The 14,902-nt window shown below is 72.2% G+C and carries 13 protein-coding genes; 3 read left to right on the top strand and 10 right to left on the bottom strand.

The window, feature by feature from the left end; translation table 11 throughout:
• Positions 1–15 precede the first annotated feature (15 nt).
• Positions 16–3,282, bottom strand: coding sequence for a GH92 family glycosyl hydrolase (locus BT341_RS01385; RefSeq protein ID WP_072474533.1), 3,267 nt, complete (start codon positions 3,280–3,282; stop codon positions 16–18).
• 133 nt (positions 3,283–3,415) lie between these two features.
• Entirely contained in the window at positions 3,416–4,201 is a 786-nt protein-coding gene (gene hisN, locus BT341_RS01380; RefSeq protein WP_072474532.1) for a histidinol-phosphatase, read from the bottom strand.
• Positions 4,202–4,243: 42 nt separating this feature from the next.
• Between hisN and BT341_RS01375 the strand changes: the two genes are divergently transcribed.
• Entirely contained in the window at positions 4,244–4,939 is a 696-nt protein-coding gene (locus BT341_RS01375) for a response regulator transcription factor (protein WP_072474531.1), read from the top strand.
• Between the two features lie 3 nt (positions 4,940–4,942).
• Entirely contained in the window at positions 4,943–6,226 is a 1,284-nt protein-coding gene (locus BT341_RS01370) for an ATP-binding protein (RefSeq protein WP_072474530.1), read from the top strand.
• Here BT341_RS01370 and BT341_RS01365 read toward each other — a convergent pair.
• The 8 genes from BT341_RS01365 to BT341_RS01330 form a co-directional block, all read right to left on the bottom strand.
• Complete coding sequence (locus BT341_RS01365) at positions 6,223–6,597, bottom strand: Pvc16 family protein (RefSeq protein WP_072474529.1); 375 nt, start codon at positions 6,595–6,597, stop codon at positions 6,223–6,225. The genes BT341_RS01370 and BT341_RS01365 overlap by 4 nt on opposite strands.
• A 3-nt stretch (positions 6,598–6,600) precedes the next feature.
• Positions 6,601–7,233: a response regulator transcription factor gene (locus BT341_RS01360; RefSeq protein WP_072474528.1), complete on the bottom strand. Its 633-nt coding sequence runs from the start codon at positions 7,231–7,233 to the stop codon at positions 6,601–6,603.
• A 102-nt stretch (positions 7,234–7,335) separates the two neighbouring features.
• Positions 7,336–7,977 (bottom strand): response regulator, encoded by a 642-nt coding sequence (locus tag BT341_RS01355; RefSeq protein ID WP_072474527.1) that lies wholly within the window; start codon positions 7,975–7,977, stop codon positions 7,336–7,338.
• Positions 7,978–7,995: 18 nt separating this feature from the next.
• Positions 7,996–8,850, bottom strand: coding sequence for an NAD(P)H-binding protein (locus tag BT341_RS01350; RefSeq protein ID WP_072474526.1), 855 nt, complete (start codon positions 8,848–8,850; stop codon positions 7,996–7,998).
• 10 nt (positions 8,851–8,860) lie between these two features.
• Entirely contained in the window at positions 8,861–10,153 is a 1,293-nt protein-coding gene (locus BT341_RS01345; protein ID WP_072474525.1) for an MFS transporter, read from the bottom strand.
• Between the two features lie 233 nt (positions 10,154–10,386).
• On the bottom strand, positions 10,387–10,914 hold the full coding sequence (locus tag BT341_RS01340; RefSeq protein WP_072474524.1) for a GtrA family protein: 528 nt from the start codon (positions 10,912–10,914) through the stop codon (positions 10,387–10,389).
• A gap of 37 nt (positions 10,915–10,951) precedes the next feature.
• The gene (locus BT341_RS01335) at positions 10,952–11,452 is read right to left on the bottom strand and encodes a GtrA family protein (protein WP_072474523.1); all 501 of its coding nucleotides are present in this window, start codon (positions 11,450–11,452) and stop codon (positions 10,952–10,954) included.
• 10 nt (positions 11,453–11,462) lie between these two features.
• A complete protein-coding gene (locus BT341_RS01330; RefSeq protein WP_072474522.1) occupies positions 11,463–13,754 on the bottom strand; it encodes a sigma-70 family RNA polymerase sigma factor in 2,292 nt (763 codons plus the stop codon).
• Between the two features lie 268 nt (positions 13,755–14,022).
• Here BT341_RS01330 and BT341_RS01325 point away from each other — a divergent pair, with 268 nt between their 5' ends.
• The gene (locus tag BT341_RS01325) at positions 14,023–14,856 is read left to right on the top strand and encodes a GGDEF domain-containing protein (RefSeq protein WP_072474521.1); all 834 of its coding nucleotides are present in this window, start codon (positions 14,023–14,025) and stop codon (positions 14,854–14,856) included.
• The last annotated feature ends 46 nt before the right edge of the window (positions 14,857–14,902 follow it).

Raw genomic sequence — 14,902 nt, 5'->3', positions numbered from 1 at the left:
ACCCGGGCAGGCCGGTCAGCTCACCGCGTAGGTGAAGACGTGCGCCGCGCCTGAACCGGTCGACATCGGCAGCGTGATGCTGCGAACCTGCTTCGCCGGATCGAGAGCGATCGGGGCCGTCGCGAACAGGTACGACGTGTACGGCCGCTGGAGCCGGAACATGTACCGCGGGAACGCCGAGTTCACGTACGGCACCTTCGCGACCACCGTGTTGCCGAACTGCGGTGTCTCCGCGCCGCCTTTCAGAAGCCACTCCGACAAACCAAGTGAACCGTGCTGCGTCGAGCCGTCGGTGTAGGTGACCGTCACGGTTCCCTTGGCGTCCGCGCCGGTCGCCGCGCCGAGGAACGACAGCTTCGTCGCGCCCGCCGGCGCGGAGACCGCAAGCGTTTGCCCCGCCGCGATCACGTTGTCCGGCGAGCCGGTCGGGCTCGACGGCCAGCGGAACTGCTGCCCGTTCGCCGTCACCGTCGCGCCCGGCGTGATCCCGTGCGACGCGAAACCCTGCGCCGAGTAGGAGAACACGAATCCGCCCGGGTAGAGGTCCGTCTCGCCGAAGTCGCCGTACTGGACGAGCTTGTCGTCCGTGACGCCGACGTTCGTGTTCGCCGCGTGCAGCGTCCCCGGCGTGCCGACCGTCACCGGCAGGTACGCGGGCAGCGGCTGACCGCTGAACGTCACCGGCACGCTCGTGTACGCGTCCGGCGTCCCGGCCGCGGCGGTCACCTGCACCTGCTGGGTCGCCGAGCCGTGCGCGCCCACGGTGAGCGTCCCGCTCGACGGCGTCACGGTGATCCCCGCCGGTGGCTTCACCTGCCACGACACCGTTCCGGCGCCGGTGATGCCTTCGGCGATCACCGTTGCGGAGGCCGGCGAAGCACCCGGAGCGACCAAGATCCGGCCCGGGCCGACCCGCCCGCGTACCGGCACCTCGCCGTCGCGGAACGACGGCGGGGCGTCGGAACCACCCGAACCCCACGACGTCGGCGACGTGCCGAGCGTGAAGTCGAGGCGTCCGCCGTTGACCGCGAACGACTCCGGCAGCCACGGCTTCGTGCTCGGGCGACCGTTCACCTGCAGGCTCTTCACGTACTTCACCGAGCTGGACGCGCCGGGCGCGGTGATCGTGATCCGCTGCCCGGTCGCCCGCGTCAGCGTGATCTTCGGGAACATCGGGCTGGCCAGCACCAGCTCGGCGCGGCCGGGCGCCTCCGGGTACATGCCGAGCGCGGCGAAGACGTACCACGCCGACGTCGCGCCGAGGTCGTCGTTGCCGGGCAGGCCGTCTTCGGTGGGCTTGAACAGCAGCTCCGCCGAGCGGCGCACGATGTCCTGCGTCTTCGACGGCGCGCCCGCGTAGGCGTACTCCCACGGCACCTCGAACGACGGCTCGTTCGACATGAACGCGTACGGCGAGCTGGCGTCGCTGTTCAGCTTCGTGAAGAAGAAGTCGAGACGCTTCTTGACGGCGTCGTCACCGCCCATCGCGTCGAACAGGCCCCGCACGTCGTACGGCACCATCCACGTGTACTGCGCCGCGTTCCCTTCCTGGTAGCGCATTTCCTGGTACTGCGCGGGATCGAACGGCGAGAGGAACTGGCCGTCGCGCATCCGGGTCTGCAGGTAGCCGGTGGCCGGGTTGTAGACGTTCTCCCAGTTCTGCGCGCGGCTCATGAACCGGTGGTAGACCGGGTCGTCGCCCAGCCGCCGGGCCAGCTGCGCGATGCCGAAGTCGGCCGTCGTCTCCTCGAGCATGTCGGAGACGTTGTTGGGGTGGTAGCCGAGCGCCAGGTAGTCGGACAGGCCAGGCCGCTCGAGGGCGCGTTCACCGGCCTGCTGGACGCGCGTCGCGCCGGTGACCATGGACTTCAGCGCGTGCGCGGCGTCGAAGTCCGTGGCCCCGAAGGCGTACGTGCTGGCGATGATCGAGTGGTACGGGTCGCCGCCCATCACGCCCATGAAGTCGTTGTTCTGCGACCAGCGGTCCCAGATCCCGCCCGCCTGGTCGGCCTGGTTGAGCATCGACTGCGCCATGTCGGCGGCCTCGTGCGGGGCGAGCATCGACAGCAGCTGGACCTCGTCGCGGTAGGTGTCCCAGCCGGAGAAGTTGGCGTACTGCGCGTGACCCGGCTTGGCGCGGTGGATCGCCTTGTCGAAGCCCGCGTATCGACCGTCCACATCGGAAAAGACGTTCGGCTGCAGCAGCGTGTGGTAGAGCGCGGTGTAGAAGGTCCTGGTCGCCGCGTCCGTGCCGCCTTCGACGGTGATCTGGCGCAGCCGGTCGTCCCAGGACCGGCGGGCGTCGTTCCGGATTCCCTCGAAGGTGTCGCCGTGTTGCTCGGCGGCGACGTTCAGCCGGGCGCCGACGGTGTCTACATAGGACAAACCGACGCGGACCTGTACCGGCTTCGCGGGGTCGAACGTGAGATAGGCGCCCGAGCCGCCGTCGACCGTGACGACCTGCTTGTCCCAGGTGTCCTTGCTGAGGTTGCCGCCCCGCGCGGTCGTGCCACCGGGTGTCACGGTGGCGTTCTGCCAGGTCCCGGACGTCTTGAACGGCTGGTCGAAGGTGGCGGTGAAGAAGACCTTGTACGTGTTGGGGCCGCGGCAGAAGTGACCGCTGGAGACCCAGCCTTCGACGGTTCGCCGCGCCGGGTCGACGGTCACGGCCGCGTCGTCGCTGCCCATCGCGGACTCGGCGACGTCGATGAGGAGGGTCGCGGGCGAGTTCTCCGGGAACGTGAAGCGGCCCAAGCCGGAGTGCTGGGTCGCGGTCAGCTCGGTCGTGACGCCGGAATCGGTGGTCACCTTGTAGTAGCCGGGGGACGCGGATTCGCTGGTGTGGCTGACGGTGGGGAAGTACTTCGACGCGTCGACGGCCGGCGACGTCGAGATGTCCCCGGCGAAGGGCAGGAACGGGACGTCCCCGGCCGCGCCGCCGCATCCGGCGCCGTTGAAGTGGGTGAGGCTGAAGCCGCGGAGGCGGTTTTCTTCCCAGGCGTAGCCGCCGTCGCGGTCGCGGGCGTAGTACCGGCCCTGCCCGGCGGGCGGCTTGGGCTGCAGGGGCGTGTCGGGGCTCCACTGCACCATGCCGAACGGGACGTCGGCGCCGGGGAACGTGTCGCCGGCGTAGGTGTTGGTCTCGGGCGTGTCGCCGGCTTTCGCACCGGCGAACGGGTTGACGTAGGCGGTGAGATCTCGGTGCTGCTGCGGGTCGGCGGACGCGGGCGCGACCGCCGTGACGAGGGGGACGATCAAAGCCGCGGTGACGACTCTGCGCATGCTCTTCCTCCCGGAGTGAGCGGGCGCCCGGGCTGACAACGTTGTCAACGGACCGGGTGACCCGGCGAGCACTGGGAGTGAACCACCGGTGGTTCAGACCGGTCAAGGAATTCCCGCCGAGCGGCCCATCCGGTCAGCGCTTGAGGATCGCCAGCGCCTGGTCGTGCACCCGGCCGTTCGTCGACAACGCGCTCCCGTTGTCGTACCGCGCGACGCCGTCGAGGTCGGTGAACCGGCCGCCGGCCTCGGTGACGATCACCTGCGCCGCCGCGACGTCCCACGGGTTCACGATGCACTCCGCGGCGACGTCCAGGGCGCCTTCGGCCACCAGCACGTGGTGCCAGAAGTCGCCGAACGCGCGGGACTCCCAGCACGCGTTCACCAGATCGAGGTACTTCTCGCGGGAGTGGTACTCCGTCCACGAGTTCAGGTCCGTTGTGGACAGATAAGCGTCCGAAAGGGACGAAACGCCGGAAACCGACAGCCGTCGGGTGCCCGCCGCATCGGACGAGAACGCGCCCGACCCGGTTGCCGCCCACCAGCGACGGCCCAGCAGGGGCGCGCTGATCATGCCGACCACCGGGTTGCCGTCTTCGACGAGCGCGATCAGCGTCGCCCAGACGGGGACGCCGCGGAGGAAGTTCTTCGTCCCGTCGATCGGGTCCAGCACCCACGCCCGGCCCGTGGCCGCCGACCCGCCGCGTTCCTCGCCGAGCACCGCGTCTTCCGGGCGTTCCCCGGCCAGCAGCGCCCGGATCGCGTCCTCGACCGCGGTGTCGGCGTCGGTCACCGGGGTGCGGTCGGGCTTGCGCTCCACCGCGAGGTCCAGGGCGCGGAACCGCGCCGTCGTGATCGCGTCGGCGGCGTCAGCCAGCCGGGTGGCGAGGGCCAGATCATCTCCGTAGCCAGGCACGGTCACGATGGTTTCACGCCCGCGCGCCGTAGAGTTGACCAGGTGAGCATGGTCCTACTTGCCGAAGACGATCCGGCCATCGCCGAACCGCTCTCCCGCGCCCTCGAACGCGAGGGATACGAGATCCACGTCGTCACCGACGGGCCGGCGGTCCTCGATGCCACCGCGGCCCAGAGAGTCGACCTGCTCGTGCTGGACCTCGGGCTGCCGGGCATGGACGGGCTCGAGGTGTGCCGCCGCCTGCGCGCGAACGGCACCGAGCTGCCCGTGCTGATGCTCACCGCCCGCACCGACGAGGTCGACTTCGTCGTGGGCCTGGACGCGGGCGCCGACGACTACGTCGCCAAGCCCTTCCGGCTCGCCGAGCTGCTCGCCCGGATCCGCGCGCTGCTGCGCCGCCGGGTGCCCGAGGTCCTCGAGGCCGGCGGCGTGCGGATGGACCTCGGCGCCCGGCTCGTCACCGTGGACATGCACGAGGTCCAGCTGGCCAACAAGGAGTTCGAGCTGCTGCGCGTGCTGATGAGCCGCGCCGGCCAGGTCGTCAGCCGTGACGAGATCCTGGCCGAGGTCTGGAACGACCTCGAGTCGAAGACGTCCAAGACCCTCGACATGCACATGTCGTGGCTGCGGCGGAAGCTCGCCATCGCCGCCGACGAGGCCGCCGGGCGCACCAGCAAGACCCACGACGGCGAACGCCGGATCGCGACCGTCCGCGGCGTCGGCTTCCGGTTCAACGCCGAATAAGCCGTGCGCCGCCGCATCCTGCTGGCCATCCTGCTGGCCGTCGCGGTCACCGCGGCGGTCCTCGGCATCCCGCTGGGCATCGTGGCGAGCTGGCAGTTCGAGTCGAGCTACCGCGAGACGCTCGCGGAGAACGCCCGCGCGGCGGCGGCGATCCTCGACACCGAGATCGCCAACGGCCAGGAGATCGACCTCGACCAGGTGCGCGCGGCGGTGCCGGTGAACGGCCAGCTCACCGTGCGGGCCACCGGCCAGGACGAGAAGCGCTACGGCAGCGACCCCGGACCCAGCACGGTGACCGAGACGGCCGACCTCGCGCGGGACGGCAAGGTCGAGATCGCCGTGCCGGCGGGCCCGATGCACGAGCGGCAGACGACGGTGACGCTCGTCGTCGTGCTGCTGGTGCTGCTGTCGGTCGGCACCGGCGCGGTGGTGGCGATCGCGACGGCGCGGCGGCTGGCCAAGCCGCTGCGGCACGTCGCCGAACGCGCAGCCCGGCTCGGCGGCGGCGACTTCCGGCCCGACCCGAGCCGCTACGGCGTCGGCGAGCTCGACATGGTCGCCGAAGCCCTCGACGCGTCCGGCACCGCGCTGGCCCAGCTCGTCCAGCGCGAACGCCAGCTCGTCGGCGACGTTTCGCACCAGCTGCGCAGCCGGCTCACGGCGTTGCAGCTGCGGCTGGAACCGCTCACCGTGCACCCGGACGAAGAGGTCGCCGACGAGTCGAAGGCCGCCCAGGAGCAGGCGGACCGGCTCGCCGAAGCACTCGACGAGCTGCTGGCGGCGGCGCGCGCGGCCCGCGAGGTCGGCGCGGAACCGGTGGACCTGCCGACGCAGCTGCCCGCGATGGCGCAGGAGTGGCGGGAGCTGCTCCGCTCGGAAGGCCGGAACCTGCGGATGCGCGTGGCCGACGGGGTGATGGCCCGCGCGACGCCGGGACGGCTCCGCGAGGTGATCGGCGTCCTGCTGGACAATGCGCTCCGCCACGGCTCGGGCACGGTCACCGTGGCCGCCCGCCGCGGCGACGCCGAGGGCACAGTGGTGATCGAGGTCAGCGACACGGGTTCGGGCGTGCCCGACGAGCTGGCGCCGCACATCTTCGAGCGCGGCTTCTCCGGTGGCGGCTCGACCGGCGTCGGCCTGGCGCTGGCCCGTGCCCTGGTGGAGGCCGACGGCGGCAGGCTGGAGCTGTCGAACCGCCGTCCGGCCGTGTTCAGCCTGTTCCTCAAGGTGCCGCGGCCCACCGACGTGCCGGAGGTGCGCTGGCCCGCCGAGCGCGTCCCGCGTTAGCCGCCGGCGGTGACCTGCAGGACGAACCCGGCCCGGGCGGGCATGCCGAGGCTCGTCCACAGTGCCGTCGCGTCGGTGTCGGCCAGCCGCAGCCGCACCGGCGGGTCTTCGGCGTCGAGCACGGCGTGCAGGGCCGCGTCGAGCAGCCGGTGCTCTTCGTCGATCTCCCCGGCCCGTGCGGTGACGAGGTAGGAGAGCGTGCAGCCGGCCGCGGCCTGCTCTCCTCGGAGCGCGAAGAGGAACAGCTCCACGCTCCGCACCTGTGACTCCGTCCGCCACGCCGGTTTCGGCGGGTCGAGACGCAGCTGCGTCCCCGGTGGCAGGCAGGGCCGCAGCAGCCGGCACAGGGCCTCGTCGACCTGGGCGATCATGGGTCAGATCAGCCCTTCACGCAGCGCGTACGCGACCGCGTGCGAGCGGTTGCGCAGCTGGAACCGGTTCGTCACGTCGTGCAGGATGCTCTTCACCGTGCGCTGCGAGTAGCACAGCTGGTCGGCGATCTCCTGCGTCGAAAACCCTGCCGCGACGAGCCGGAGCACCTCCGTCTCCCGGTTGCTGATCCCGCCCAGGTGCAGGCCGCGCGGCTGGAGCACCTGGCGCTGCAGGCGGGAAACCCGGTTCAGCAGCCTGCCGAGCAGGTCGGGCGGGAGCGCGCCCTCCCCGGCGGCGGCCGCCTTGATCAGCCGGACGAGCACCTCCGGCCCGGCGTCGGCGCGGCGGGCGACCGCGCAGACCCCGTGCTCGACGGCGCCGAGGATCTCGTTGTCGTCGACTTCCCCCGCGACCAGCACGATGCGGGTGAAGCCCTCGTGGTGCAGCGCGGACAGCAGCCGGGTCATCGCCTCGTCGAGCCGGTCGGCGACCAGCAGCGCGACCATGGCCGGATCGGCCGTCTCCCCGTCGGCCACCCGGACGTCGTCACGCGAACGCAGCGCCACGCAGACGCCGTTGTGCAGGATCGGATCGGTGGCGCGGACCACCACCGGTGTCCGCTCGGATTCGTACATCGCTTCCCATTCCCCTCGAACGGTGCAGGCTGCCAGCCTGCCCGGCGAGGTGTCCCGGGCACATGGGACCGGCGTCCCGATGTTGCCCGGGCGGGCGGCCCGTCAGGACCGGCCGAGGCCCGCGTCCCGCGCCCGGACGATCGCTTCGGCGCGGTCGGCGACGTGGAGCTTCGCGAAGACGTTCGAGATGTGGTTGCGCACGGTCTTCGGGCTCAGGCACAGGGAATTCGCGATGACGGCGTTGCTGTGCCCGGCCGCGATCAGGGACAGCACCTCGCGTTCGCGCCCGGTCAGCTCCGGGAACACCGGTTCGCTGGCCGGCGGCTGGTTGAAGAAGGCGAGGACGCGGTTGGCGATGTCGGGGCCGAAGATGGCCTCGCGCCGCGCGACGGACCGCACCGCCCGCAGGATCTCGTCCGGCTCGGCGTCCTTGAGCAGGTAGCCACGGGCACCGGCGCGCATCGCCGCGAAGACCGACTCGCTTTCGTCGGCCATCGTCAGCATCAGCACGCCGGTGTCCGGGCTCGCGGTCACGATGTGCCGGGTCGCCTGGATGCCGGACAGGTCGGGCAGGTGCAGGTCCATGACCACGACGTCCGGGCGCAGTGCCGCGGCCGCGTCGACGGCGCTCGCGCCGCTCGCCGCTTCGCCGGCGACCTCGATCCCGGGTTCGGCGTCCAGCAGCGTGCACACGCCGAACCGGAACAGCGGGTGGTCGTCCACGACCAGGACCCGCAGGCTCATCCAGTCACCTCCCCGCGGTCACCCCCGGTAATGGTAGGTGAACGCGGCCGCGTTCTCACCCGCCCAATCGGCGAAGGTCAGCGGCGGGCGGCCGAGCAAGCGCTCGACGGTGTCGAAGACCATGTGCTCGTGCCGGGCGGACTCACGCTTGAGGGCGAACAAGCCGTCGACGGCTTCGGCGGGCCAGCCGTGCCGTCGAATCATCCGGTCACGGGCCGCGTCTTGGGGTTCCTCGACGTATCGGAGCGGACGGCCGACGGCGTCGGCGAGGATCGCGACCTGCTGCTCGGTGGTGAGGGCTTCGCCGCCGGTCAGTTCGTAGGTCGCGCCTTCGTACCCGGACGTCGTGAGGGCGAGAGCCGCGACCGCGGCGATGTCCCGGACGTGGATCAGCGCGGACGCCGGGTCGCCTTCGGGCACGTACACGGCGTTTTCCCGGTGGATCGAGCCGCGCCAGGCGAACCGGTTGTCCATGAAGGCGCCGGGTCGCAGGATCGTCCACGCCGGTCCGGCTTCGCGGATCGCCTGCTCGGCTTCGGCGTGGGCGCGGGTGAGCGGGTCGGTCTGTCCGAAGTGGACTCCGGTGGTGGACAGCTTGACCAGGTGGGTGGCACCGGCACGGGCGGCGGCCTGGGCGACCGCCGCTTCCCGGGCGGCGCTGTGGCCCTGGGTCAGCACGAACACGCGGTCGGCGCCGTCGAGCAGCGCGGGCAGGTCCGCGGTGTCGAGGTCGCCGTGGACGGCTTCGGCGCGCGGGTCGATCCGGGCCTTCCCCGGGTCGCGGGTCAGGGCGCGGACGGCGGCGCCGGCGTCGAGCAGGGCGGGGACGAGGGCGCGGCCGACCTTGCCGGTGGCGCCGATGACGAAGATCATCGTGGTTCTCCTAGCGGTGGAGCGGGACGTGGGGGAGCGCGAACGCCGTGACGAGCGCGAGCGCGAGGACGGGCAGCAGGGCGAGGAACACGCCGTGGGTGCCGCCGGCGTGGTGGGCGACGCCGAGCGCGACCGGGCCGAGCGACGAGCCGAGCGCGCGGGCGAGGTTGACACCGGCGGCGACCGCGCCGCGGTCCGCCGCCGGGGCGGTGTTCTGCGTCGCCAGGGCGAGGACCTGCAGGTTCAGCCCGGCGGCCAGGCCGAAGAGGACCAAGCAGCCGAGGATCGCGGGCAGGCCGGCCACGGTGAGCAGCCCCAGCACGGCGAGCAGGCCGAGCGCCATGCTGAGCCGCGGGGCCCAGCGATAGGCGCCGGTGCGGGCGATGACCTTGCTCGCGACGACGGAGGAGGCCGCGACGGCGAGCGTCATCGGCACGAGCCGCAGCCCGCCTTCCGCCGGACCCGCGTCCGCCTGCAGGGCGGCCGCGATGTAGTTGACCGAGCCGAGGTACGCGACCCCGGCGAGCACGCTGAGCAGCACGGACACGGTGAACGTCCGGTCGCGGAACAGGCGCGGCGGCAGCACCGGGGCCTCGGCCTTGCGCTCGATGACGACGAACGCGACGGCCGAAACCGCCCCGAGGCCGATCGACCACGGCGTCAGCAGGGTGAAACCGGTGATCGCCGCGCCGAGCAGGACGACGCCGGCGAAGTCGAAGGGGGCTTCCCGCCGTCGCCGGGGCAGGTCGAGCTGTCCGAGGAACGCGACGGCGACCAGGCCGAGCGGCAGGTTGACCAGGAAGATCGACCGCCACCCGGCCAGCCCGGTGAGCACGCCGCCGACGACGGGCCCGGCCAGGGAAGCGACGGCGAAGCAGACCGAGAACCACCCGAAGTACTTCGCGCCTTCGCGAGGCGTGAACATCTCGCCGAGCGAAGCGCCGACGCAGACGAAGAGGCCTCCGGAGCCGGCGCCCTGCAGCACGCGTCCGGCGATGAGTGTCGCGAGCGACGACGCCAGGCCACAGGCCAGCGAGCCGAGCAGGAAGAGCGCGAGCGCGCCGAGAAGTACGCGCTTGCGGCCGAAGACGTCACCGAGCTTGCCGTACAGGGGAGCGGTGACGCTGCCGGCGAGCAGGTAGGCGGTGGTGACCCAGGCGTAGGCGCCGGTCCCGCCGAACTCCGCGGCGATCCGGGGCAGCGCGGTGGCGACGACCTGGGCGTCGAGCATCGCGAGGAAAACGGACAGGAACAGGCCCGCGAGGGCGGGTTTTCGGGCGCGTTTCAGCGCGGTGGTGCTCAAGAAGAAGTCCTTGTTTCGTCAGGAGGGACGAGAGATGCGGACGCGCGGGAAAACGCGTCCCGTCGAGCCGGGAAAAGGTTCCATCGTCACCCGCTGGCGGGTGCGACCTCTTCGCGCTCGGAAACCACCTCGAATCGTCCCGCTCGCCCGGCCGAACCCGGACGGCGTCCTCACGAAGGAACACTGACGACAATGACTTTAGGCAACTACATGTCAGAAGACAAGGAGATTTTTCAGCGCAGGCGCGTGACCTGGTCGCCGTCCCGGCGGCGCTGGCCCAGCTCGTCCGGGAAGACCCACTTCTTGAAACCCCAGAAGCGGAAGAACATCGCCAGGACCATGCCGATGATCGACCCGCTCGCGAAGTCCGCGATCTCCTGCACCAGCCGCGTCACGTGCGGGACCTCCAGGTGCAGCACGTACCGCGAGACGTAGAGCGGGACCAGGTTCACCACCACGGCGATGCCGCTGATCACGAAGAACAGCGCCGCCTCGTGGTGGCGTTCGCGGCCACCGCGGGTGCGGAACGACCACTCGCGGTTGAGGATGTACGACACGATGGTCGCGACGATGATCGCGATGGCCTTGGCGGTGGTCGGTTTCGGCTCCAGCACCGTCAGCTTGAGGACGTACCAGACGCCGTTGTCGACCAGGAACGTCGTGCCGCCCACGATCGCGAACTTCAGCAGCTCCCGGTGCTTGATCAGCACCGAACGCAGTGGTTCCGGCGTGCGCTTGAGCACGGTTTCCACAACGGTCACACCAGGCAGTCTAGGGAAGCCGGGCGCCGAGAGGTGTTCAGGCGGCTTTCCGGTCCCGAATGTCCGGATCGCGCGCGGGTACCGCGCGAGGCCGCGCGTCCTCGTCCGGGAAGACCCACTTCTTGAACGCCCACCAGCGGAACGCCGTGCCCAGCAGCGTGCCGATGACGATCCCGCTGACGAAGTCGGCGACCTCGACACCGAACGGCGAAAGCCGGGGCGCCTGCAGGTCCAGCACGTACCGCGAGACCCACTGCGGCAGCGCGTTCAGACCCAGCGCGATACCGCTGAACAGGAAGAACAGTGCCGCCTCGTGCGCCCGCTCCCGCCCGCCGCGGGTGCGGAACGACCACTCGCGGTTGGCGACGTAGGAGAAGATCGTCGCCACCAGGACGCCGACGATCAGCGCCGTCACCGGGTGGGTCCGCAGCACGGTGAACTTCAGGCCGTAGTTGACGGACATCGTGATCACGAAGCTGATCCCGCCGACGACGGCGAAGCGGAGGAGCTCGCGATGCTTCTTCAGCAGCTCGCGCACCGAGCGGACGCTACCCCGTCAGCCAGCCGAAATTCCGCTCGGGGGTGGCGGTCGGCTGCTTCTGGCCCGGCTTGGTGCCCGGGCGGGGCGGTGCGCTGGACGTGGTCGTCGACGTGGCCGGCTCGGTCGTCGGCTCGGACTTCGTCGTCGTCGCGGGCGGAGTGGACGTCGGCTTGGACGGCGTGGGCTTCCCCGGCTTCGACGGCGTGTTCGACGGTGTCACCGACGAAGACGTGCTCGTCGGCAGCGGGTCCTTGCCGCACCACGGGTGCCAGCAGCCGAAGTCGACGGTCACCGGCTGCGCCGAGGCCTTGCCGAGCTGGGCGGTGATCGTCACGCGCCCGTCGTCGGGGCGGCCCTTCAGCCGCACCCACAGGTTGACGTGCTGACCGGGCGCCAGCGCGCTCGTCGTCGTGCAGCTCGCGCCCGCGCCGGTCGTCGAGCAGGGGAAGCCGCGCAGGCTCCACCACTGCCACAGCGGGTGGTCGAAGGTGACCGTGACCGGCTTGGTCGTCTCACCGGTGTTGCGGACCCGCACGTAGACCAGCGGATTGCGGTTCCACGGGAACGCCGAGAGACCGTCGCCCTGCGCCTCCAGGACCACCGCGTCGAGCGGCTGCTTCACGGTGACCTTGACGCTCACCGTGACGTTGATCTGCACGCCGGCGGTGACCGATCCGGTCACCGTGCCGCCCTCGGCGTTGTCGTCGGCTTCGAGCCGGAAGTTCAGCGTCGCGCTCTGGCCGGGCTGCAGGCCGACGCCGGTCTTGCAGGTCACCGTGCCGTCGCCGGCCGGGCAGTTCACCGAGATCGGGTCGCTCTGCTCGGCCCGCGCCATCGGGGCGCCGCCGCCGCCCGAGCCGAGGGCGTGGACGCCCGGCGGCAGGTGCAGCGTCACGGCCACGGGCTCGGACGGGCTCCCGCCGTCGTTGCGCACGGTGATGGGCAGGTTCGCGGCCGAGCCGGGGCTGAGCTCGACGCCGCCCGGCGGGGTCGTCGCGGACACCGACGCCGGTGCCGGAGCCGGCGGGGCGGGCGGGGCGGGCGGAGCCGGCGTCGGCGCGGGGGCCGGTGCGGGCGCGGGGGCCGGGGGCACGACCGGCGGCGGGGCCGGTTCGGCAGGCGGAGCCGCGGGCGGCGCCGGCGGTTGCGGCGGCGCGGGCGGTTGCGGCGGCGCGGGCGGTTGCGGCGGCGCGGGCGGTTGCGGCGGCGCGGGCGGAGCCGGTGGCTGTGGCTTCGGTGCGGGCGGATTGACCGGCTGGGCGGCCGGCGGCGGCACCTGCGCCGCGACGGGGATGTCCTGCGTGCCGCCGCCCGCGGTGAGCGCGATGACGACGGCGGCGACGACGGCCGCACCCGAGGCGGCGACCCCGGCGAACTGGCGGGGGCCCGCGGCGGCGGCTCCCGCGGCCGCGCCGGCCTTGCCCCCGGCCGCGGCGGCTCCGGCGGCGGCCGCACCGGCGGTCGCCGCGGTGGCCGCGCTCGCCTTGGCCGCGCCGATCGTGGCGAGGTAGCCGAGCGCCGCGCCGCCCAGGACGATCGGGGCGATGACCGCGCGCAGCCCGCCGTTGACGTCGGCGAGCTCCGCGGCCAGCGCGCGGCAGTTCTCGCACTCGTCCAGGTGGCTTTCGACCTGGGCGCGTTCGCGCTTGGACAGCCCGTCGCGGGTCCACGCGCCGAGCCGGTCGGCGCAGGCGCGGCAGCGTTCCTCCGCGTTCTCCTGCAGGTGGACCTGCAGATACGCCTGGCGAAGGCCCTCGCGGGCGCGGTAGGCGAGCGCGGAGACGCCGTTCGCGGTCAGCCCCAGCAGCGGCGCGACCTCGGCCGGGCTCTGCTGCTCGATCTCGGTGTGCCAGAGCACCGCCTGCCAGCGCTCGGGCAGCCGGGCGAACGCCTTGGCGGCCATCGTCCGCTCGAGCCCGGCGACGGCGGTGTCCGAGAACGGCACCGTCAGCGCCTCGGCCGCGGCGCCGCCGACCTCGGTCATGTCCTCGTTGAGGTCGACCCGGCGTTCCTTGCGGGTGCGGTCGTACGCGGTGTGACGCAGCGCAGTCAGCAGGTAGGCCCGGAAGGCGGTGTCCGGCCCCTTGCCGCCACGCAGCGTGTCCAGCACCTTGGCGAACGCCTCGGACACCAGGTCGTCGGCTTCGGAGCTCGAGCGGGCCAGCTGACGGGCGAGGTTGTGCGCGGCACCGGTGTGGCGTTCGTAGAGCGGCCCGTACGACTCGATCTTGCCGGCACGCACCTCGGCGATCAGCTCGGCGTCACTCTTTCCGCTGAGATCGGCGGGAACGGTGGACACGGCACTCCTCGGTCGGTTAAGGCCAGGACCTGCCATTACAGGCGGGTCCGCGACGCCAGACAAGTGTGACTGACCCACCCGGGGCCGTCACGCGGTGGTCGGGGTGTTGACTCCGACGGCGCAGCAAAATCACCCACCCCCGGGTGGCGACGGGGAAAAGCTTCTTAACAAAACTCGCGAGTACGCGTCACGGCGTCGTCCGGGGCACGTCCTCACCGTGAAGCACCGGGCAAGATCGACACGGACGGACGAAAGGGGCGGGTGGCCAGTGGACGTTCCGGCAACGCGCTCCGGCGCCGGTGACGCCCCGCCCGCCGATCACGCGCTGCGCGCGCTGCGGGCCCGCTGGCGCACGGCCAGCCTCGCCGCCGGCTGGCGCTTCCCCAGCGACTGGGCCCTGCCCGAGGTCGACGCCGTCTGCGCGGCCGTGATGGCCAAGGGCCGCGTCGAGGCCGCCGAAACCGCGCTGGCCGGGCTGGCCAGGGCCCGCGCGGCGGCCGGGGCCGGGCTCGCCGAGACCCTCGCCGACCTGGCGGCGCTGCACGCGGTGCTCGACCACGGCGGCGACGGGTTCGTCTCCCCGGACGTCGACGCCACGCCGGCGCGGCTGCTCCGGGCCACCGCGCTGGCCTGGGCCGACGTCGCCGTCGACCAGCTCGTGCACACCGAGGTCACCGACCCGCTGACCGGCCTGCCCTCGGCCGCCTACCTGCGCACCCGGCTGTTCGAGGTGTACCGGGCCGCCGCCGCGCGCGAGCGCCCGGCGGCCGAGGAGCACGTGCTGCTCGTCGTCTCGCTCGACCTCAGCACCGTCACCGGATTTCCGCGGCTGACCGGGATGATCCTGGTCGCGGACGCGCTGCGGGCGGTGTTCGACAGCGGGCAGAGCGTCGCTTCGCTCGGGCCGTCCGTGGTTGCCGCGTTGGTCCCGAAGGACGAGAGAGTCGCTTCGCACGGCGTCGCGCTGCGAAGGGCCTTGCACGAGCGGCTGTCCGTGGATTCCGAGCTGTCCGACGCCGGCCGGCCGCGGGTGTCGGCCGTGCGCCTGCCCGCGACCCATGAAATGGCGTGTGACCTGCTGGCCCGTCTCGGCCGGGGGTAGAACGCGTGAAAAGTCCGGTTCCGCCCGGACCCTTCTGACCTGGACG

Source organism: Amycolatopsis australiensis (assembly GCF_900119165.1).
Lineage (GTDB): Bacteria > Actinomycetota > Actinomycetes > Mycobacteriales > Pseudonocardiaceae > Amycolatopsis > Amycolatopsis australiensis.
The sequence above is the reverse complement of the archived record's forward strand: the minus strand, read 5'-3'. Positions and strand labels throughout refer to the sequence as shown.

Bases quoted from the DNA above. Each gene is read 5' to 3' on its own strand.
- BT341_RS01385 (WP_072474533.1), bottom strand. From the start codon at position 3,282: ATGCGCAGAGTCGTCACCGCGGCTTTGATCGTCCCCCTCGTCACGGCG.
- BT341_RS01375 (WP_072474531.1), top strand. From the start codon at position 4,244: ATGGTCCTACTTGCCGAAGACGATCCGGCCATCGCCGAACCGCTCTCC.
- BT341_RS01365 (WP_072474529.1), bottom strand. From the start codon at position 6,597: ATGATCGCCCAGGTCGACGAGGCCCTGTGCCGGCTGCTGCGGCCCTGC.
- BT341_RS01360 (WP_072474528.1), bottom strand. From the start codon at position 7,233: ATGTACGAATCCGAGCGGACACCGGTGGTGGTCCGCGCCACCGATCCG.
- BT341_RS01355 (WP_072474527.1), bottom strand. From the start codon at position 7,977: ATGAGCCTGCGGGTCCTGGTCGTGGACGACCACCCGCTGTTCCGGTTC.
- BT341_RS01350 (WP_072474526.1), bottom strand. From the start codon at position 8,850: ATGATCTTCGTCATCGGCGCCACCGGCAAGGTCGGCCGCGCCCTCGTC.